The following is a 20894-nucleotide window of genomic DNA, read 5'->3' as shown; positions in this document are numbered from 1 at the left end:
CCCATGATTCTCATCCTTTCCCGGGCCAAAAAATAAGAAAAGCTTTCTGTTCCCACGGACACGTCTCCGGGGAAGAGAAAGCTTTTCTTTTTTCGCTTTATGTCTATAACTTTGTCGAGAGCTTTTCAATAAAATAAAACGATTATTCGAGAAAAAGGTTGCGCATTATTGTTTATTTTTGAAGAACGGAATCATATTCCAAAATTCTCCCCACGTATTGCTATCCAGAATATCAAAGTTAGTACATTTTTCAGTTGGTACATCTTTGGTATCTAAATAAACGAGACGTTGTTTAGGGCACGCATCTGTAGCGAGCTTTCCTGTTTCAATATCTACGACCACGCCTTTCACACCTTTTGGTTTTAAGAAGTCCTCGTTTTTAGTACCTTTATTTACGCTTTCCATAAAGTCAATCCATATTTGCTTTGTAGCAGCTGTATCTTCTTTCGTAGAAAGGTTTTTACCTTGATCGTAGCCGTTCCAAACACCAGCCGTTAAGTTTGGTGTAAATCCGATAAGCCACTGATCACTATTTGTCGAGCCAGACTTTGCAGCATACGTATGAGTCATGCGTGAACGAATGCCAATCCCTGTAGCAGGAGAGTAATCACTAAATACAGGATCGAAAATGCCAGTCATCATTTCTGTTAGAATATAGGAATTTTCTTTTGAAATCACCGTTTCATCCTGTTTTTCTACGTTCTTATTATCGTAAATAATGTCTCCATTGGCATTTTTAATGGAGATAATAGTTGTTGGAGCTGTTTCTTGACCTTCTGACGCTAAAATATTATACGCATTTGTCATTTCGTACAGTGTCGTTTCCATTGTTCCAAGAGCAAGCGATAAATTGTCCTTCGTACCAATCGTTACTCCAAAGCGGTCCGCCATATTATGAAATGCTTTAAATCCGATATCTTCTAATGTTTTAACTGCATAAATATTATCGGAAATCGCAATGGCCTGTGCCAACGACATATCATGGTCGGCAAATTGACCGTTTACGTTTTTAGGAGAGTAGGTCCCACGTCCATTATCATAAGTAAACGTTGTTTGTCCTACATCTAAAAACGTTAAAGGCGTATAGCCATTTTCTAATGCTGCTGCATATAAAACCGGCTTAATGGTTGATCCCGGTTGACGTTTTGCTTGTGTTACGCGGTTAAAGGAGCTAGTGGCATAATCCTTACCGCCAACAAGTGCTGTGACGGCGCCTGTTTTAGATTGCATACTAACAAATCCTGTTTGCAGATCATTAGCGGGCATATTTTTAGCTACTGCTTCTTCCGCAGCTTTTTGGTGGCCAAGGTTAAGTGTTGTTTGAATAGTCCAACCACCTTCGCTAATGTCCAGATTTTTTGCTTTTAAAATTTCACTTGCTTCCTGCCAAGCAACATCTAAGAAATAAGGTGCAACAGATTTGGAAGCAACCCACATATCATTCTTTAAGACAAGCTGCTCTTCCTCAGCACGTGTTTTTTCGTCTTGCGTTATTGCTCCTTGGTCTGCCATCAGTTTCAAGATTACGTTCTGGCGATTAGTAGCTTTTTCAATATTGGCGATTGGCGAATATATACTTGGACCTTTAGGTACGCCTGCAAGCATAGCAGCCTCTGCTAGCGTCAAGTCTTTTGCAGATTTCCCGTAATAATAACGACTAGCCGCTTCGATTCCGTACATTCCGTGTCCATAATATACAGTGTTTAAATAACCTTCTAATATTTCGTCCTTGTTATAAAAAACTTCTAATCTATAAGCATACAACGCCTCATTTGCTTTTCGAGTCCATGATTTTTCATGAGATAAATATAAATTTCGAGCATATTGTTGGGTGATAGTACTTGCCCCTTGAACTTTACTTCCGGCTTTAATATCAACTAATACGGCACCAGCAATACGAGAAAAGTCAAAACCGCTATGTTTGTAAAAGTCTTTATCTTCAACGGCCACTGCTGCTTTTACTAAATAGGGTGATATTTCATCAAGACCAACCCAATAGCGACGTTCATTCGTAAAGTGGTCTCCAATTTGGTTCTCGTTTTCATCTAAGAAAATAGAGGCTTTCGGTACAGTTAATGGCGGTGCACCAGCCACTTGAACATAGACGCGTAGTGCAATAAATGCTACTACTATTGCAGATGCAAAGGCGACAAAAAGTGTAAGCGCTTTGCGTGAACGCTTCACACGCTTTTGCTTACGTTGATAGATTTTTCTTTTCATCCGACTTCACCTCGTTTTCTAACAACTTGAGTTTAGTATGTGTCTGAATATTCTTCTTTAATCGGAATTCTAAGCAAAAACTATTGCACTTTATTCAAAAACATCTATACTTTTTTTGTACTGATATGAAACGCTAGCTTTCGACAAAAGTATTGCACTTTGTAGATTTTAATTGAAATTTGCTAGTCGTTCCAATAATGTATACGAGGATTGAGTAAATGAGGTTTCATTACAAACCTGTAAGTCCTCAATAAGTAACAAATATAAAAACTGAATTTCATAGGAAGTTCAGATATTAATGGAGGCAAAATATGAGATTTGATGAAGCTTATTCAGGGAATGTTTTTATAAAAAGTCATCCTACATATGAGGATGCTCAAGCAGTTATTTACGGCATGCCGATGGACTGGACAGTTAGTTATCGCCCAGGTTCACGTTTTGGCCCTCAACGTATTCGTGAAGTATCAATTGGACTAGAAGAGTATAGTCCATATTTAGATCGCGAGTTAGAAGAAGTGAAGTATTTCGATGCAGGGGATATTCCGTTACCGTTTGGTAATGCACAACGTTCTTTAGATGAAATTGAGAAATTCATTGTGAAGCTTTTAGAAGACGGTAAAATTCCTGTCGGCATGGGCGGCGAGCATTTAGTATCTTGGCCTGTTATGAAGGCAGTTTCTGCAAAATACGACGACTTAGCAATCATTCATTTTGATGCGCATACAGATTTACGTGTTGAATATGAAGGGGAGCCACTTTCACATTCAACTCCAATTCGTAAAATTGCAGAGCATATTGGACCAAAAAATGTCTATTCATTTGGTATTCGTTCAGGTATGAAGGAAGAATTTGAGTGGGCGAAGGAAAACGGCATGCATATTTCAAAATTTGAAGTACTAGAGCCGTTAAAAGAAGTGCTACCAACATTAGCGGGACGTAATGTATACGTTACAATTGATATCGACGTACTAGATCCAGCGCATGCGCCTGGTACAGGTACGGTAGATTGTGGAGGTATTACATCTAAAGAGTTACTAGCTTCAATTCATGCAATTGCTGCAAGTGGCGTGAACGTTGTAGGCTTTGACTTAGTTGAAGTTGCACCAATTTATGACACATCAGAAATGACAGCCAACACAGCGAGTAAATTATTACGAGAAATGATTTTAGGCTGGGTAAAATAATAGGAGCTTTGTATTAGTAGATATGAAGCGGTTTTAATGGGGTTAGCGATGAGCTAGCCCCATTTTTTATGTAAATTGTTTGAGAATTGTTTGAGTGACTGGCACCCCAAAAGACAAATGTTAATAGTGAAATATTAACATTTGTCAGTATTTTAAATAGAGACTCCCTTTTATAATTAAAAAGATATTTTAAATAGTAAAATATTGAGGGAGATTTTATGTCATTTGAATAATGTGTATGCCATGAAAATAAAGGATTAAACAAGGAGAAAAAAGCGATTGAGGAAATAAATTGGAATTCAATTTAAATTATTACCGTAGTGATTTTAGAAAATTTAATAGAAAGGGAGTTTGTATATGAGAAAGAAAATAGCTTCGATTGTTAATTTATTGCCTTTGGTAGTTAGTTTGGGCATAATCTTTATTTTTAGTAATCAAGATGAAGCATTTGCCAATAACAGTTTGGTACCAATTTATGCAACTGAGGACACGACAATGGTATACAAAGGTATTGATGCTGGATTTACTTATGAGGATGGGAACCTGGGATATCTTGATGTAGGCTTTCAGGGAACATATGGTACGCCTTTGGAGGTTCAAGTATTGCTTAAGTTTCAGTTACCACCCATTCCTGTAGGGTATAAGGTTGAAAGTGCAAATCTTTATATTCCTGTAACAGGTGGTACTCTCCAAGCAACTACTAATTTTTCATTAAAAGTTTCTACAAGTACTAATCATAACTGGATTCAAGATACTGGGATAACATCACCACCAGCTCCTACTTCAGGATCTACCCAAACAAGAATTCTAGCCAATAATGTCACGATGCTTAAACCTACGCTAGCGCCATTTGATTTTACTAGCTATATATCAGAGGAGTCCACGAAAGCTGATTCTAGAGCAACCTTTATTCTTTCAGGAATGACTGCTCAAGAAGCTGCTCAAAACGGAATACTATCTATGGACCATTATATAAAAATGACGGAATCAAATATGCAGGGCGGTAGTCTGGGTCCATATTTAATTATTACATACTCCGAAAATGTCGAAATTCAGGTAACAGGAGTTCAAAATGGTGGCCTATACAGCACGAGTGTAACGCCACAGTTCAACATTGGCACAGCAACTTTGAATGGAAGTCCATTTACAAGTGGGACACAGATTACTGCTGAAGGTTCATATACATTAACAGTTTCAGCAGGTAGCCAATCAAAAAACATCCAATTCCAAATTGATAAGACCCCTCCGACAGGGACGGTAATTGTAAATCAAGGTAACCAATATACGAATAGTACAGGTGTATCCGTTTCAATAACGCCAAATGTGGGTGTAAATGATATTACGCATATCCGTTATTCGGTTAATGGAAATCCATTTGCACAAATGCCTTACGTACCAAACTTTATGCTTGCTATAGGAACTGTTAACGGAGAAAAAATATTGTCCTTTAAGCTTGTTGATGGAGCGGGAAATGACTCTCCAGAATATCAAAGAGTTATAACACTGGATACGGTAGCACCAACAGGCTCTGTTGATATCAATAATGGGAATCCGTATACAACGAATCGTGTTGTAACGCTTAATTTATCCTTAGACAGTGGTGTGACAGATGTAGTAGGAGTACAGTTTTCTAGTAACAATAGTTCTTGGTCGGGTGTCGAAGCCTTTAGTCCAACTAAAAGCTATACATTACCAGCGGGAGATGGAAATAAAACGGTGTATGTACGTTTAATTGATCGTGCGGGCAATGTAGGGTTAGCTCAAAACAGTATCACTCTGGATACGATTGCCCCTGTTGTCAATGGTGTAACAAACGGAGCGAGCTACAATGTTAACCAGACAATAACTTTTAATGAAGGTACAGCAAAATTGAACGGCACTTTCTTTACAAGCGGCTCGTCTGTAGACACGGAAGGCTCCTATGTACTTGTTGTTACGGATAGCGCTGGTAATACTACAACCATTGCATTTTCTATCGATAAGACCGCCCCAATTGTCAGCGGTGTAGCGGAAGGAGGAAGTTACAATTCCTCAAAAACCATTACATTTAACGAAGGTACTGCAACACTAAATGGGCAATCGTTTGTGAGTGGGATGTCTGTGGACGCGGAAGGCTCCTATGTGCTCGTAGTTACGGATGACGCTGGTAACTCAATTACCGTAACATTCAGTATTAATAAAACAGCTCCGATTAAATATACAGTAAAATACGACGGAAACGGAGCAACTGGAGGACAAGCACCAGTCAATAGTCAAACTTATGAAAATGGACATAGCGTTACAGTATCTGATAATACTGGCAATCTAGTAAGGACTGGATTTACGTTTAATGGTTGGAATACAAAAGCAGATGGCAGTGGGATAAACTATGTGGCAAATAACAAGTTTACTATTAATGCCTCCAATGTCACATTATATGCCTTGTGGAAAGTTAATCGTTATACATTATCATTTGAATCAAATGGAGGCAGTGGTGTCACGCCTCAAAATGTATCATACAATGGAAAAATAACAGAACCAACTGTACCGACAAAACTAGGTTATACATTTGGTGGTTGGTATAAAGAGGTTACTCTTGTTAATTCGTGGGATTTTACCAAAGATACGGTAGTAGGGAATACAACGCTATATGCGAAGTGGATAGAAAATAGTTCATCAGGTGGAGGTGGTGGATATATTCCAACGCCGGAAACAAAACCAAATCCTAAACCAACACCAGAAATTCCAGTAGAGCCAGAAAAGCCTACAGAACCTGAAGTACCCGAAAATCCAACACCAACAATAACATTCAGTGATATTTCTACAAACTGGGCAAAAGAAATGATTGAGGATATAGCAATGCGTGGAATAATCAATGGCTACCCAGACGGAACATTCCGTCCAAATGATTCAATTCAACGTCAGCATGTTGCAATTATTATCGCTCGTGCTTTTGAGTTAGTACCAAGTCGCGAGATAACACCATTTAATGATATTGCAGCAAATCATCCATACTATGAGGGCATTATGAAGTTGCAGCAGGCAGGGATTATAGACGGGTCCAATGGATTCTTCCATCCAAGCGAATCATTAACACGTGCGCAATTGGCGAAAATAATAGTGTTGGCATTTGGATTGACTTCAGAAGGGACAAGTCATTTCGAAGATGTTCCTACAACACATTGGGCTCATGATTACATTGCCATTCTCGAAAATTATGGGATTGCGTTAGGGGATAATGGCAGTTTCAGACCGAATGAACCTGTAACACGTGCGCAGTTTGTTGCTTTCTTATACAGAGTACTTCATTTGTAACAACCATTCGTTTGGTCGCAAAGAAATTATTCTTTTTAGTAAGTTTTGATACAGCTTAAAGGCGAAAGAGCATCCACAGTTTGCATTGCGGATGCTCTTTATTAAGTTACCTAAAAAAGAGAGTGGGGTTAGCTATGAGCTAGCCTTATTTTTTATTTAAATTGTTTGAGTGCCTGGCACTTAGCCTTCTATATTGTAAAGATCCACTTCACTTTCCGTGGGAACGTTGTAAATCGCAAACCTCCCAACACGTGGTTGGTTGCGGCTTACGTTACGTGCGTTCCCTTAGTAGTTTCAGTGGATCTTTACTTTGATAGTAATAAAGTTTTCAAAATTGTTTGAGTGCCTGGCACTTAAGATAATTGTATTTTCCAGCCATGCCATTTAAAGTTTGTGTTCGCGTATCTTGTTGTCTTAACGACAGGTATTGATGTGCGCTGAGCAAGACTGCTTGAAGAAAGTCATTTTCGTTGCAAACACCTTTAATGATTTTTCCCATACCATGCTTTGAAGAAAAAATTACTAAATGATTTGGCTTCGTAATAATTTTTTCTAAAGTCCATTGAATATCATTCAATGATATAGCAGTTTCACCAAAACCATCATGTAAATAATCAATAACCATTGTTAAAAACCCTGGCCATATTAAGTCACAATCATCCCAATCAAACAACGACGTAATTTGAACACCATCAATTTCTACAATAATAGCCCCGTGTAAAAAATGACCTTTACTTTGCGTTAGATTTTTTGAGATAATTTGTAGCGCATTTTTACTTTGAATACTAGTAAATTCATGTTGGAGTTGTTCAACCGTATGTGAATAGAAACTTTTTGTTTCGATTGCAATAAATGTATCAATTTTAATCATATAGCTCACCTTCGTACTTTAAATGGTAGCCTCCTTATAAATTGTGTAATTGATTTAACCCAACATTGCCGCCTGAAATAAGGAAGCAAACATGATCATTTTTAGTAATAGGTAAATTCCCTTGAAGAGCTGCCCCGATTCCAATAGCAGAGGATGGTTCAGCCATTACCTTGCCTGCTAGTAGTAATGTTTTCATCCCGCTTTCAATAGAAGCCTCGTCTACCCGAACAATATCATCGACAAGCTTTTGAACAATCGGAAAGTTTCGCTCGCCAGGTTGTAAAGTTAAGAGTGCATCTGCCATAGACTTTTGCTCTTTTAAAAGTAATCTTTCACCGGCAATTAAACTATCAGCATAGCGTGATACAACAGCTGGTTCCACGCCGATGATTTTAATATGAGGTGCTAAAGATTTTACCGCAGTCGCGACACCACTTATTAGCCCACCACCGCCAATTGGTATAACGATTGCACTAGTTTGAGGAAATTGCTCTAAAATTTCTAATCCTACCGTTCCTTGACCAGCCATAATGTCATAATCATCATAAGGATGAATGATGGCATAGCCGTGTTCTAAGCTAAGTTTTTCCGTTATATCGTGTCTTTCAGCAAGCTTACATTGTACAACGTTTGCACCTAATGCTCGAATACCTTCAACTTTAATACTTGGTGCTGAATCTGGTAAAACGATTGTTGCCGGAATATTTAATAGTTTAGCTGCGAAGGCAACACCTTTACCATGATTACCTGACGATGCCGCAACAACGCCCTGTTGTAATTGTTCAAGTGGCATCGAGAGCAGTTTATTCAGAGCACCACGCAATTTGAAGGAGTTTGTTTTTTGCATATTTTCGGCTTTTATCGAAACATTGCAATTTAATAGTTCATCGAGTCCATGTAAGCGAACAACAGGTGTTTCATAAATATAAGGGGCAACTTTCATTTTAGCAGCTTGGATATTCTCAAGTGTTAACATACAGCAATCCTCATTTCTATTATTAGATTGAAAATTCTGAAATTATAATATAAATGTAGTGTTATAATGAATAACTGTCAACGACTATTAGTGGAGGGGAAAAGAAAAAGAATCTGCGTTACTTTCGCAGATTCTCGTGTATTAGACCAAATATTAGTTTTCTGTGCGGAAGTCAATATTATTGGCGTGTAATACTTTGTTGCCACCTAAAGCTTTTATATCGGTTGTAACTTGTGCAGCAATAATGGCAAGTTCATCAAACTCTACACCGTTATCAGGACTTGAGCTAATACCGATGGAAACCGTTAATGGCGTAGTTTGCATAGTATTGATGTTGAAAGAATGAAGTGCAATTTGATGTCGCAGTTTCTCGGCATGATATAGAGCAATAGCTGGTGGGGCATCCTTTAATATAATATAAAATTCCTCCCCTGCAACCCGTGCAGCAATACCGTTTATAGCTTCTACATAGTCATTAATGATTGTGGCGAGTTGTTTAATAACCCCATCACCAGCTAGATGGCCATACTTGATATTAATTTCTTTCATATCATCGACGTCAAAATGGAGCACTGAAAAATGGTCCGTTTCTAAAACCATACCTTGCGCAAAGGATCGAATTGCCAAATTGTTTGGGAGCTGCGTTAAATAGTCCTTTTCTTTAAGGTGGTAGGTGAGTTGTACTTTTTCACTTGTCGCTTGTAAACGTTTAATAACAGTGAAAATTGTAAAAAATGTAAAAAGTGCATAGGCAACGAACCCTAATATAATCTTTATTTTTAGTATAGCTGGTAAAGTAACGATAAGAACTAACATCACAGTGATTTCAATCGTCAGGCTATAAAAATAGGCTGTTAATGTGTGAAAAGTAATTGGTTTTTTTAATGCAAAAAGCGCAAGAACTATGGAAATTACTAATAAATTAATATTTGATAAACTTGTTATCGATAGTACTTCTTGTGTAGGGATGATGATTAAGCTTCCTATTGCCATGATTATGCCACTAATAACAATCGACCACGGGCCACCGATAAGTCCGCTAAAAAGAAGAGGGACAATATGGATGTTTATGAGTGTTCCATTCAAATAGTTTAACGAAATGCCACTTAGTATAAGACCTGTTAGACCAAAAGAAATACCTACCAAAATGGGTTTAAATTCTTTAATTAGTGATTGTCCTCGAGCCGGATGTGTAAATGGCCAATACGTTAAAATGATTAATGTAAAGGTAATACAAAAGCTGACAAAAATGTGAAGTAACATCTATAATAGTAGTTCCTTTCTCGAAGATCTATAAATAATAGTAAATCTTTTCACTTTGTCTGCCAATGCTTGAAAACAATACTCACTTCTATCTTGAAATAAAGTAGACATTCATCCTATAATAAAAAGGTTATAGTAAAAAGAATAAAAGGGAGCGTCCATGATGGTGAACGAAGAAAAATCGCAGGTGAACATTAAGCTCATTTCGACGATTCGTCCGATTGATGGGGAGTCCGAAACCCTTGAAATGTGGTTAAATGGGCAGCTAATAAATAAAGCAGATTCCCTATATTTAAAATATGAAGAGATGCAGGATGAAAAAACAATCCGCACGACGATGAAGTTAGACAAAGAACTGGCACTTATTATGCGCGCAGGAGCAGTAAAAATGCGCTTACCACTCAATATTTTTGAACAACAAATAGGCCATTATGAAAGTGAATTTGGTTCGATGCCACTCGTGACTCAAACGAAAAACATGTTATTTACTAGACATGAAATGCGTGGAGATTTTCATGTGCAGTATGATTTACTAATGGGTGGACAAAATGTTGGCAATTATACATTAGACATTACATTTACGGAGGTACAATGATGAACGCAGTAGAACAAGTACAACAAGCCATTAAGACGGCGATTGCACAGGCTGTTGAAAAAGCTGGCTTAGTTGAAGCTGGCACAGAATTAACGATTCACTTAGAAACACCAAAGGATAAAGCAAACGGTGATTATGCAACGAATATTGCAATGCAATTAACGAAACTAGCTAAAAAGCCACCACGTGCGATTGCAGAAGCAATTTTAGAAAACCTTGAAACTGAAGGTACTGATATCGAGAAAATTGATATCGCAGGTCCTGGCTTTATGAATATTACTGTCCGTAAAGATTTCTTAACAGGTGTTGTAACAGCTGTCCTTGAGCAAGGTGCAGATTATGGACGTTCAAACGCAGGAGCTGGTGAGAGAGTACAAGTTGAATTTGTGTCAGCAAATCCGACAGGCGACCTTCACCTAGGTCATGCACGTGGAGCATCTGTAGGGGATTCATTGTGTAATGTTTTAGATATGGCTGGTTATGCAGTATCTCGTGAGTACTACATTAACGATGCTGGTAATCAAATTAATAACTTAGCTTATTCATTAGAAGCGCGTTATAAGCAAGCTTTAGGTCTTGCGGCAGATATGCCAGAAGATGGTTATCACGGTCAGGATATTATCGATATTGCAGGTAAATTAGCGAGTGAGCATGGCGATTCGATTTTATCAAAATCTGATGAAGAGCGTTTTGCATTTTTCCGTCAACATGGTTTAGCATTAGAACTAGATAAATTGAAAACAGACTTAGCGAATTTCCGCGTGAATTTTAATGTATGGTATTCTGAAACATCATTATATGAAAACGGCAAAATCGAAGTAGCATTAGATAAATTAAAAGCAAATGGCCATGTTTTTGAAGAAGATGGTGCTACTTGGTTCCGTTCAACAACATTTGGCGATGATAAAGATCGTGTATTAATAAAAAATGATGGATCTTTCACATATTTAACACCTGATATTGCTTACCATGAAGATAAAATTGTCCGTGGCTTTGATAAACTAATTAACATCTGGGGAGCTGACCACCACGGCTATATCCCACGAATGAAAGCGGCTATTCAAGCACTTGGTTATGACCGTGACACGCTTGAAGTAGAAGTTATTCAAATGGTTCAGTTATATAAAGACGGCGAGAAATTTAAAATGTCGAAACGTACAGGGAATGCTGTAACGATGCGTGAGCTTGTTGAAGAAGTAGGATTAGACGCAGTACGTTACTTCTTCGTGAAAACAGCTGGTGATTCACATATGGACTTTGACCTTGATCTTGCGGTATCGCAATCAAACGAAAACCCGGTATATTATGCTCAATATGCGCATGCGCGTATTTCTTCAATTTTACGTTCAGCAACTGAACAAGGCTTTGCTACATCAATAGCGAATTTAAGCCTGTTAACTGCTGAAAAAGAAATTGATTTATTGAAAAAAATCGGTGATTTCCCGAAAGTAGTGGCGGATGCAGCAAAACACCGTACGCCACACCGTATCGCCAACTATATTCAAGATACGGCAGCTGCGTTCCATAGCTTCTATAACGCTGAAAAAGTGTTAGATGCTTCGAATAAAGAGCTAACAGAAGCACGTTTAGCACTTATTACGGCTGTACGTACTACTATTGCTAACGCATTACGTCTAATCGGCGTATCTGCACCTGAAAAAATGTAATATGATTATTAGACCCCGACACAATTACGTGTCGGGGTTTTTTATTCGGTGGAAATTGTTTGAGTGCCTGGCACTTACTTTTGGTTTTTTTGCGTCTTACGTTACGTGCGTTCTAAGCAGGAGTTTCTATGCAAAATTCAGAATTGTTTGAGTGCCTGACACTGAACTTACTTCTTTGTGTATTAATTTTTCTGTTTATTTCTAATTTTCTGTTGAAGTTTACGTTAACGTTAATGATATACTGATGAAAATTGTGAAGGGGGAGCTTTGCTTGAAAACGATTCAGGAGGTAGCGAAGCAATTTAATGTGTCTACACGTACAATTCGTTATTACGAGGAGCTTGGGCTTCTATGTCCTCATCGTTCGGCTACGAATCAGCGCACCTTCTCAAAAAAAGAAATGGCGAAGCTCAAGCTTATTTTTAGGGGGAAGCGTTATGGTTTCTCATTAGAAGAAATCAAGGAAATGGTGTTGCTTTTTGATTTTGATCGCTCAGGAATTCAACAATTGGAACGTACTGTGGCATATGGAGATCAAAAAATTCAAGAAATTGATAGTAAAATAGCCGAACTTACACAAATGAAAAATGAATTACTGCAATTACATGGCATGTTTAGTGAGAAATTATTAACTTTAAAGGGAGAGATGCACGATGAATAGTTCAAATTTGTTAGCACGAAATGCCCGAAAGTATGCTGGAAAAGAAGCTGTTGTTTGTCATGGAAGAAGAGTGACTTATCGTGATTTAGATGAGCAAGTGACTCGACTCGGTCATGCTTTGATAGAACTGGGTATTCGTCCAGATGATAAAGTAATTATTTTTATGCCAAATGTTGTAGAGTTTGTTGTTAGCTATTTTGCGATTCAACGTATTGGTGCAATTGTCGTTCCCGTAAATGCAAAATTTACATTGCAGGAGGTTGAATATGTTGCACAGCATGCAGAGGCTAAAGCTATTTTAGTGCATGAGGCTATTTTTGCTGCGGTCGAGCATATCAATGTCGTGCCGTTGAAAATTAAAACAGGACATGTGGAGGCAGGGTGGCTTCATTATGAAACGCTAATACAACATGCCAGTACACAACCAATAGATTGTCAGCTAAATGAAGACGATGCATCAACGATTTTATATACATCAGGCACAACAGGAAAACCGAAGGGCGTCCTTTTTAGCTATCGTAATATTTTAACTGTAGCCCAGATGATTGCGGTCGAAATGGAAGTTAAGCCTACAAGTCGCATTCTCCTTATGATGCCATTAACGCATTCAGCACCATTGCATTTATTTTTAATGGCTGGCGTACTTGTTGGCTCAACAAATGTACTAACGCCAACATTTACACCAGATTTATTGATAGATTCGATTGAACACGAAAAAACGACGCATTTTTTCGGGGCTCCTGTTGCCTATTTATTAACTGCCCAAACAAAGAGATTGCAAACAGCGGATTTGTCTTCGATGAAATGGTGGGTTTACGGAGGTGCACCGTTATCACAAAATGAAATTCGCCATATACAAAAAGCTTTCCAAACAGAAAATCTAACATGTGTTTATGGATTAACAGAGGCTGGGCCAAGTGGTTCCTTAATGTTCGGACAAGAGCATGAAGAAAAGGCAGGGAGTATCGGTCAGCGTGCACCTCTAGGGACGGAGCTTCGTATTATTAACGACAGCGGGGAAGATGTCGGAGTGAATGAAGTGGGCGAAGTTGTGTTATTTGGTGAAGGCAATATGTTGGGGTATTACAGGGATGAAGTAGCAACAAAGGCAGCGTTTATAGATGGCTGGCTGAAAACAGGAGATTTAGCTCGAAAAGATGAAGACGGCTATATTTGGATTGTCGATCGCAAAAAGGATGTTATTATTTCGGGCGGTGTCAATATTTATCCAAAAGAGATTGAAGATTTACTTTTAAGCTATGAAGGAATTTTTGAGGTGGCTGTTATCGGTGTCCCTCACCCGCAGTGGGGAGAAACCGTAAAGGCAGTGTATGCTGCAAAGGCAGAGATTGATGATAGTGCACTAAAAATATATTTAGAGGAGCATCTAGCAAAATATAAAATTCCACGCTTATTCGAACAAGTGGAAGCGCTACCAAGAAATGCATCAGGAAAAATATTAAAACAATCTTTGAAGGAACAAGAGGTGAGATAAATATGAAAGTATTACAGCAAGATGCAAATCGGACGACTAACTTTTTCACAGAGGATGAAACACTACACAAACTACTAGAAATGATGCTAGATAAAGAACTTCTAGTCTATGCTAAGCGAGAGTTAAAGGATTTCGGCGAGCTTTGTGCAAATGACATCGACGTGAGGGCGAAGCATACGGACAGAGAGGGAGAGCCCAAACTGCAGCGATACAATGCTTATGGTGAGGATATATCGGAAATTTGGGTCAATGAAGGCTACAAAAAAACGATTGAAGAAACATATAACACAGGGATCGTTGGCTATGTGCATAAGGAAATTCCGCAGTTAGGTAGAAAGGGAAATTATGTGTATAGCTTTGCACAAGGCTATTTACTTTCACATGCAGAGCCTGGCTTCTATTGTCCAGTTACCTTAACGATGGCAACAGCTTATTTGCTTGATCATTATGCGAATGATGAGTTGAAGGACAGGTTTTTACCACATGTTTGTGCAACAGGGGATACAGAGCTATATGAAGGAGCAACATTTTTAACGGAGCGGCAAGGAGGCTCAGATGTCGGCGCAAATGTTGTAGAGGCTGTCGAGGAAGGAAGTCATTATCGTTTGTATGGAGAGAAGTACTTTGCATCAAATGTTGGAATGTGTGGTGTGGCGATGGTATTAGCACGTATAGAAGGCGCCTCAGCAGGTTCGAAAGGTTTAACATTATTTGCTGTACCTTGGCGTCAAGATGACGGCAAGGTTAACCACCTTCGCATTCGGCGTTTAAAGGATAAACTCGGTGTCAGAGCAGTACCATCAGGAGAGGTGGAATTCGATGGTGCAGTAGCGTATATCGTTGGAGAGCCGAATAAAGGAATTTATTATATGTTAGAGGCACTTAATTTATCTCGAATTTGTAACGCTGTTGCTTCCATTGGTATTATGCGTCGAGGTTATTTAGAGGCGAAGCATTATGTAACAAACCGAAATGCGTTCGGTCAACCTTTAATTCAATACCCAATGATTCAGGATACATTAGGAAAATATGCTGCTAAGCTACATGTAGAGGTCGCTACTGTTTTTGATCTTATTCAATTATATGACAAGGTAACGAGTGGTCAGGGGAACGAGGAGGACATCATTCTTAATCGTTTAAATATCGCCATTATGAAAAAAGAAACGGCTGAACAGGCGGTACATTACGCAAGCGAAGCCATTGAATTGCATGGAGGAAACGGTTATATCGAAGATTTTGTAACACCACGTTTACTTAGAGATGCTCAAGTACTTACGGTGTGGGAAGGAACGGCTAACATTTTAGCACTTGAGCTAATTCGCTTAGTAGATAAATTTAATGCCCATGAATTATTTGTACATGTGATGAGCGAGCGTTTGACGAAGTTAACTGATTGTTCCTTAGTACAAATTGTAGGCGAGCAATTGAAGAAAATCGAAGCTACATTGCAAGTCTTTAGTCGTTTGGATGAGGCTACGAAGTCGTATGAGGCAAAGGGCGTAGCAGAAAAAATGGCTCATCTATACGAAAGTGTAGTGGCAGTCGAATGGGCAGTCCAATTTGGTGGCAAGTATGAAAAGCTAGCAGATATTTATTTAGAAGATACATGGGCATTGCGCGAAATAGGCGCACCAATGAAAACTGTTCAATATTTTTCGGAAATTATGTAGTGGGTGCCAGGCACGCAAACAATTTTGAAAATTTTATTATTAGTAAAAATCCACGTAGACTCCTGCGGGAAAGCACGCAATGTAAGCCGCAACAAACCAGGCGGGTAGCGACTTTGCGGCTTACGTGTGCGCCCGCGGAAAGCGAAGCGGATTTATTCGATTTAGATCGCGACATTATATTAGGTTCTATGTAGTGACAGGCACTCAAACAATTATACTAGTTGATTGAAGTGGAAAGTGTCCGCACGCAGCGGAATTCAATGATCATAAACAAGAGACACTAACTTAGGGTCTCTTTTTTTATCGTTATCTATTTCTATTTTCATGTATAATAAAATCAACTGAATATTATAAAGGTTCTTTACTAAAGTAAAGTGAAAAGGGAAATCGGTGTAATTCCGATGCGGTCCCGCCACTGTAAGTGTGAGTTTTTTCAATCTATGCCACTGAATTTTTTTGGGAAGGCATGAAAAAGCATTTGGAGCACGAGCCAGGAGACCTGCCTTTATAGAACGATACATTGCAGCCTACGAGGATAGGATGGTGGTTTATTTGTGCAAGCACCGCCTCTCGTTATGATGACGAGAGGTTTTTTTGTTTTGGAAAGCTACTGACGATAAATAATAGAACATAAAGGCAATAAGTTCAGGTAGAAATGCCAACATTATATCGATCAATCAAGTGAACAGAGCTGAAAAATGCACATACAATCTAAGGAGGTCTCACAATGAAAAAGTATTGGAAAATAGGGTTATCAGCATTTTTAGCAATGGGCATTCTAGCAGCATGTGGAGAAGAACCGAAAAATGACAAATCAACAACAGAACAGCAGGAGCAACAGGATACAAAGCAGCTAGACGAAGCAACGTTCCCGCTAACAATAACAGATGCTACTGGTAAAGATATTGTACTAGAAGCACCGCCAGAGAAAATTATTTCTCTTATTCCAAGTAACACAGAAATTTTATTTGAACTTGGCTTAAATGATAAAATCGTTGGCGTAAATGATTATGATGATTATCCGCCAGAGGTAGCTGACAAGGAAAAGGTCGGCAGTATGGAATTTAATATAGAACAAATTATTGCTTTACAGCCTGATATTGTTTTTGCACATGAATCAGGTATAGCTTCTTTAGGGGGAGCGATGGATCAACTGGAAGCAGCGGGTGTTAAAGTATTTGTTGTGACAAACGCTAGTGATTTTAATGAGACATATACGACGATTGAGCAATTAGGTCGCGCCACTGGTAAGCTACCAGAGGCAGAAAAAATAATTGCCAATATGAAAGCGAAGGTTGAGGAAGTCCAAGCAAAATTACAGGACGTGAAGCCGAAAAAGGTCTTTGTAGAAACGTCAGATGAACCAGAAATCTACACACCTGGCAAGGACACATTTATGCAGGAGATGCTAGAGATGATTCATGCCGAAAATATCGCGGCTGATACGGATGGCTGGTTCAAAATTGATGCAGAACAAATTATTACAAAAAATCCAGATGTCATCGTGGTTACTTATAATTATGTGCCCGATATTTTAACGAAAATTCCACAACGTGCAGGCTTTGATACAATTACAGCTGTAAAAAATAAGGCTATTGTGCAAGTAGATGAAAATACGACAAGTCGTCAAGGCCCGCGGTTAGCAGATGGGCTTGAAGAGTTAGCGAAAGCCATCTATCCTGAGGCTTTCGAGTGAGCAAAACAGTTTTTGCCTATGTAACAGCCATTACGTTACTTATCGTTAGCATCTGGTGTGGCGTATCAATAGGCTCGGTTCATATTCCGTTAGAAGTATTTTGGAATAAAGTGGCAGATGAAACTGCTGCCAATATTTTATGGAAAATTCGTTTGCCACGTGTATTGCTCGCAGGTCTTGTAGGAGCATCGTTGGCGATTGCAGGGGCAGCCTTTCAAGGATTGTTAAAAAACCCATTAGCAGATCCGTATACGCTTGGTGTATCGTCAGGAGCGTCAGTCGGTGCTGTCATGACATTGTTTTTCGGCATTTCTATACCAGTTGTCGGTTTGTATGCATTGCCAACGCTCAGTATGGTAGGGGCTGTACTAACGATGGTAGCTGTGATGAGCTTTGCCAGAATAGTAGACCGTTCATTGAAAATGGAGACGCTTATTTTAACGGGGGTTATTTTCAGCTCATTTTTAGGTTCACTTATCTCATTAATGATTGCGTTATCAGGTGAGGAGCTCCGCCAAGTGATTGGCTGGTTACTAGGCTCAGTCTCGATGCGGGGATGGCCGTATGTGCAAATGATTACCCCATTTGTTGTCATTGGCTCTGTTATTTTGTGGACGCAAAGACGCGAGCTAAATGTTCTGCTATATGGAGAGGAACGCGCGAAGCATTTAGGTGTCAATGTAAAGCGCAGTAAATATTTAATTTTAGTCGGCGGCTCCATGCTTACTGGGGCGGCAGTCGCTGTTTCAGGAACAATCGGCTTTGTCGGCTTAGTTGTACCGCATATGACGCGTATGATATGGGGTTCAGATCACCGTCATTTATTGCCGTTATCCTTTTTGAATGGTGCAACATTACTGATCATTTGCGATTTAGTGGCGCGTACGATAATTATCCCACGTGAGCTACCGATAGGTGTTATAACTGCATTTATTGGTGCACCTGTCTTTTCTTATATTTTTTATAAGCAGCGTAGAAGTAAGGGGGTACGTGTATGATTATCGTTGAACATCTATCAGGTGGCTATGAGGACGTACCAATCGTTAAGGATGTAAGTTTTACGGTAGAAAAGGGGAAAGTCCTTGGCATTTTAGGGCCAAATGGAAGTGGCAAATCAACATTATTGAAAGTAATTAGTGGCGTATTACCAGCAACGGCAGGGACTGTTTTATTGGATGGAAAAAATATTAAAACATATAGTCCGCGCACGTTGGCAAAAAAGATGGCCGTACTACCACAATTACATGCCAATGCATTTTCAAATACAGTACGTGAGGCAGTATCGCTCGGTCGTTATCCACATCAAACTGGCTTTTTTTCTCATTGGTCAGAGAGGGATGAGCAAGCAGTTCAATATGCCATGGAGCAAACGGGCGTCACGCGCTATGAGCATACATCCATGGAGTTTCTATCAGGCGGTGAGCAACAACGTGTTTTTGTAGCACAAGCTTTAGCGCAAGCAGCGGAAGTATTATTGCTAGATGAGCCGACAAATCACCTAGATATTGCGCATCAACGTCAAATTTTAGATATGGTGCGTAAGGAAGCGATTGAATGTGGTTTAACTGTTATTATGGTACTGCATGACATGAATTTAGCCTCCCTCTATTGCGATGAATTGTTATTAATGGAAAGTGGCTGTGTACGCGCTTTAGGTGCACCACATAAAGTATTAATAGCGTCTCAAATTGAGGACGTATATCAGGCAAGAGTGACAACCTATGCCCATCCAGAAATACCTAAACCGCAAATTACAATCATGCCATCATCAAGTGAATATCAGCAACGAGCTGTCATTGTAAAAGAAGATTTTAAAGTAACAACAGATTATATCCAACTGAAATCAAATGTCCCGCTAAAAACAGTTTCTTCAGCTGTTCATAATCCTGGCATAGGGTGGTATGACTGCCTATTGAATCGCTCTGTACCAGGAGACTATGTTGTTAATGATGTGAAACAAGAGGTCGCAGATTTTTTACAAAGAGAGCATTTTTCGCCGACTAGCACGGTTGTCATGCTAACTGCTGTTCCTACACAACTCTATGCACTAAATGAATATAGCACTTCTTTCGGTAGTGTGTTTGTCGTTGTCACTGCGGGTGTTGGAAATGCTGTAGATGTCTCTCGCACACACGAAAGACAGGAAACGCCATATATTGGTACTATTAATACATGGGTCATCATCAATGGTTGTTTGTCGGAAGAGGCATTTTTTCAAGCATTGATGACTGCAAATGAAGCAAAAACAAAGGCATTGCAAATGGAAAACATTCGCGATTACCGTAGTGATACAATTGCAACGGGCACTGCGACAGATAGCTTGCTTATTGCGGCAACGCAAAAGGGTGAGGAAATGCGCTATGGTGGGCCGATAACAGATGTCGGTAAGATTATTGGTAAAGGCGTTTATGAGACGACGATACAAGCGATACAAAATTATAAAAATAAAGCATAGGAGTGAAAAAAGGGATGAAACTTTACACGAAAACAGGCGATACAGGGAAAACAAGCTTAATTGGTGGACGTGTCGACAAAGACAGTCTACGTGTTGAAACATACGGGGCAATTGATGAATTAAATTCTTTTATCGGCAAGGCAGTGAGCGAACTAGATCGCGAATTATTTAAAGACATTTTAGTTGATTTAGAAACAATTCAACATGAACTTTTTGATGCTGGTGGAGATTTAGCCAATGTTATGAAGGAGCGTCATTACAAGCTAGCGGAAGCACCGATTGAAGTATTGGAGGCGCGTATTGATGCATTGTCTGATGAAGCGCCCCCATTAGAGCGATTCATATTACCAGGAGGGGCTCCTGCAGCTGCAACATTACACATAGCACGAACTGTTGCCCGTCGAGCAGAGCGTCAAATGGTAACGCTAATGAAAGAAGTTCAAGATGTACCTACTATTGTGCAAAAGTATTTAAACCGTTTATCAGACTATTTATTTGCCGCTGCACGTGTTGTTAATGCTCGTTTAAATTTACCTGATATTGAATATATTCGCAGTGGGAAAGTGTTTAAAAAATAAGTTGATTTTCTAAACAATAGTGGCTCGAGCCTGCCTGTGGCAAGCATTTGCATGGAGCGTACCGATGTGAATAATCATTTTTAAAAATAAATATTTTAAATGAAACATATTACAGAGAACACTAGTAATTGGAAGAAAAAGTGCTAGTTACGTTAAATTAATATACAAAAAAGCTACTTTGAAGGAAAATTCAGGGTAGCTTTTTTTCTTATAAAATGTAAGAATATAAAATTATCAGAAATATTTTTGTTTTAATGTTGACTGAATGC

15 protein-coding genes and 1 riboswitch are annotated in these 20894 nt (G+C 39.0%); of the genes, 11 read left to right on the top strand and 4 right to left on the bottom strand.

Translation table 11 applies throughout. The annotated features are described in order from the left end of the window. Window positions 1-165: 165 nt before the first annotated feature. Complete coding sequence (locus NSQ74_RS00720; protein WP_340821026.1) at window positions 166-2220, bottom strand: transglycosylase domain-containing protein; 2055 nt, start codon at window positions 2218-2220, stop codon at window positions 166-168. A gap of 311 nt (window positions 2221-2531) precedes the next feature. On the opposite strand from NSQ74_RS00720, the gene speB reads away from it, so the two are divergent. Both speB and NSQ74_RS00710 read left to right on the top strand, forming a co-directional pair. After that, window positions 2532-3404: an agmatinase gene (speB, locus tag NSQ74_RS00715; RefSeq protein ID WP_069512861.1), complete on the top strand. Its 873-nt coding sequence runs from the start codon at window positions 2532-2534 to the stop codon at window positions 3402-3404. Between the two features lie 357 nt (window positions 3405-3761). Further along, on the top strand, window positions 3762-6698 hold the full coding sequence (locus NSQ74_RS00710) for an S-layer homology domain-containing protein (RefSeq protein ID WP_340821025.1): 2937 nt from the start codon (window positions 3762-3764) through the stop codon (window positions 6696-6698). A gap of 328 nt (window positions 6699-7026) precedes the next feature. Here NSQ74_RS00710 and NSQ74_RS00705 read toward each other — a convergent pair whose 3' ends face one another. The 3 genes from NSQ74_RS00705 to NSQ74_RS00695 all read right to left on the bottom strand — a co-directional run bounded on the left by NSQ74_RS00705 (window position 7027) and on the right by NSQ74_RS00695 (window position 9808). Then, entirely contained in the window at window positions 7027-7569 is a 543-nt protein-coding gene (locus tag NSQ74_RS00705; protein ID WP_340821024.1) for a hypothetical protein, read from the bottom strand. 34 nt (window positions 7570-7603) lie between these two features. Continuing rightward, a complete protein-coding gene (locus tag NSQ74_RS00700) occupies window positions 7604-8545 on the bottom strand; it encodes a threonine ammonia-lyase (protein WP_340821023.1) in 942 nt (313 codons plus the stop codon). A 153-nt stretch (window positions 8546-8698) separates the two neighbouring features. After that, the gene (locus NSQ74_RS00695) at window positions 8699-9808 is read right to left on the bottom strand and encodes a GGDEF domain-containing protein (RefSeq protein ID WP_340821022.1); all 1110 of its coding nucleotides are present in this window, start codon (window positions 9806-9808) and stop codon (window positions 8699-8701) included. A 163-nt stretch (window positions 9809-9971) separates the two neighbouring features. Between NSQ74_RS00695 and NSQ74_RS00690 the strand changes: the two genes are divergently transcribed. The 9 genes from NSQ74_RS00690 (at window position 9972) to NSQ74_RS00650 (ending at window position 20625) form a co-directional block, all read left to right on the top strand. Continuing rightward, the gene (locus NSQ74_RS00690) at window positions 9972-10403 is read left to right on the top strand and encodes a DUF1934 domain-containing protein (protein ID WP_340821021.1); all 432 of its coding nucleotides are present in this window, start codon (window positions 9972-9974) and stop codon (window positions 10401-10403) included. Further along, a complete protein-coding gene (gene argS, locus NSQ74_RS00685; protein ID WP_340821020.1) occupies window positions 10403-12070 on the top strand; it encodes an arginine--tRNA ligase in 1668 nt (555 codons plus the stop codon). Before NSQ74_RS00690 ends, argS begins: the two co-directional genes overlap by 1 nt. Window positions 12071-12341: 271 nt before the next feature. After that, on the top strand, window positions 12342-12731 hold the full coding sequence (locus NSQ74_RS00680; protein ID WP_340821019.1) for a MerR family transcriptional regulator: 390 nt from the start codon (window positions 12342-12344) through the stop codon (window positions 12729-12731). Then, a complete protein-coding gene (locus tag NSQ74_RS00675) occupies window positions 12724-14226 on the top strand; it encodes a class I adenylate-forming enzyme family protein (protein ID WP_340821018.1) in 1503 nt (500 codons plus the stop codon). Before NSQ74_RS00680 ends, NSQ74_RS00675 begins: the two co-directional genes overlap by 8 nt. 2 nt (window positions 14227-14228) lie before the next feature. Then, window positions 14229-15896, top strand: a complete 1668-nt coding sequence (locus NSQ74_RS00670; RefSeq protein WP_340821017.1) for an acyl-CoA dehydrogenase family protein — start codon at window positions 14229-14231, stop codon at window positions 15894-15896. Between the two features lie 337 nt (window positions 15897-16233). Then, a riboswitch (cobalamin riboswitch) is annotated at window positions 16234-16417 on the top strand. A 206-nt stretch (window positions 16418-16623) separates the two neighbouring features. Then, window positions 16624-17592, top strand: coding sequence for an ABC transporter substrate-binding protein (locus NSQ74_RS00665; RefSeq protein WP_340821016.1), 969 nt, complete (start codon window positions 16624-16626; stop codon window positions 17590-17592). Further along, window positions 17589-18590 (top strand): FecCD family ABC transporter permease, encoded by a 1002-nt coding sequence (locus NSQ74_RS00660; protein WP_340821015.1) that lies wholly within the window; start codon window positions 17589-17591, stop codon window positions 18588-18590. Before NSQ74_RS00665 ends, NSQ74_RS00660 begins: the two co-directional genes overlap by 4 nt. Then, window positions 18587-20047: an adenosylcobinamide amidohydrolase gene (locus NSQ74_RS00655; protein ID WP_340821014.1), complete on the top strand. Its 1461-nt coding sequence runs from the start codon at window positions 18587-18589 to the stop codon at window positions 20045-20047. The genes NSQ74_RS00660 and NSQ74_RS00655 overlap by 4 nt, the downstream gene beginning before the upstream one ends. 14 nt (window positions 20048-20061) lie before the next feature. Beyond that, the gene (locus NSQ74_RS00650) at window positions 20062-20625 is read left to right on the top strand and encodes a cob(I)yrinic acid a,c-diamide adenosyltransferase (RefSeq protein WP_139860146.1); all 564 of its coding nucleotides are present in this window, start codon (window positions 20062-20064) and stop codon (window positions 20623-20625) included. The last annotated feature ends 269 nt before the right edge of the window (window positions 20626-20894 follow it).

Origin of the sequence: Lysinibacillus sp. FSL W8-0992, from assembly GCF_038008685.1 — a bacterium.
In the GTDB taxonomy this organism is placed as follows: domain Bacteria; phylum Bacillota; class Bacilli; order Bacillales_A; family Planococcaceae; genus Lysinibacillus.
The sequence above is the reverse complement of the archived record's forward strand: the minus strand, read 5'-3'. Positions and strand labels throughout refer to the sequence as shown.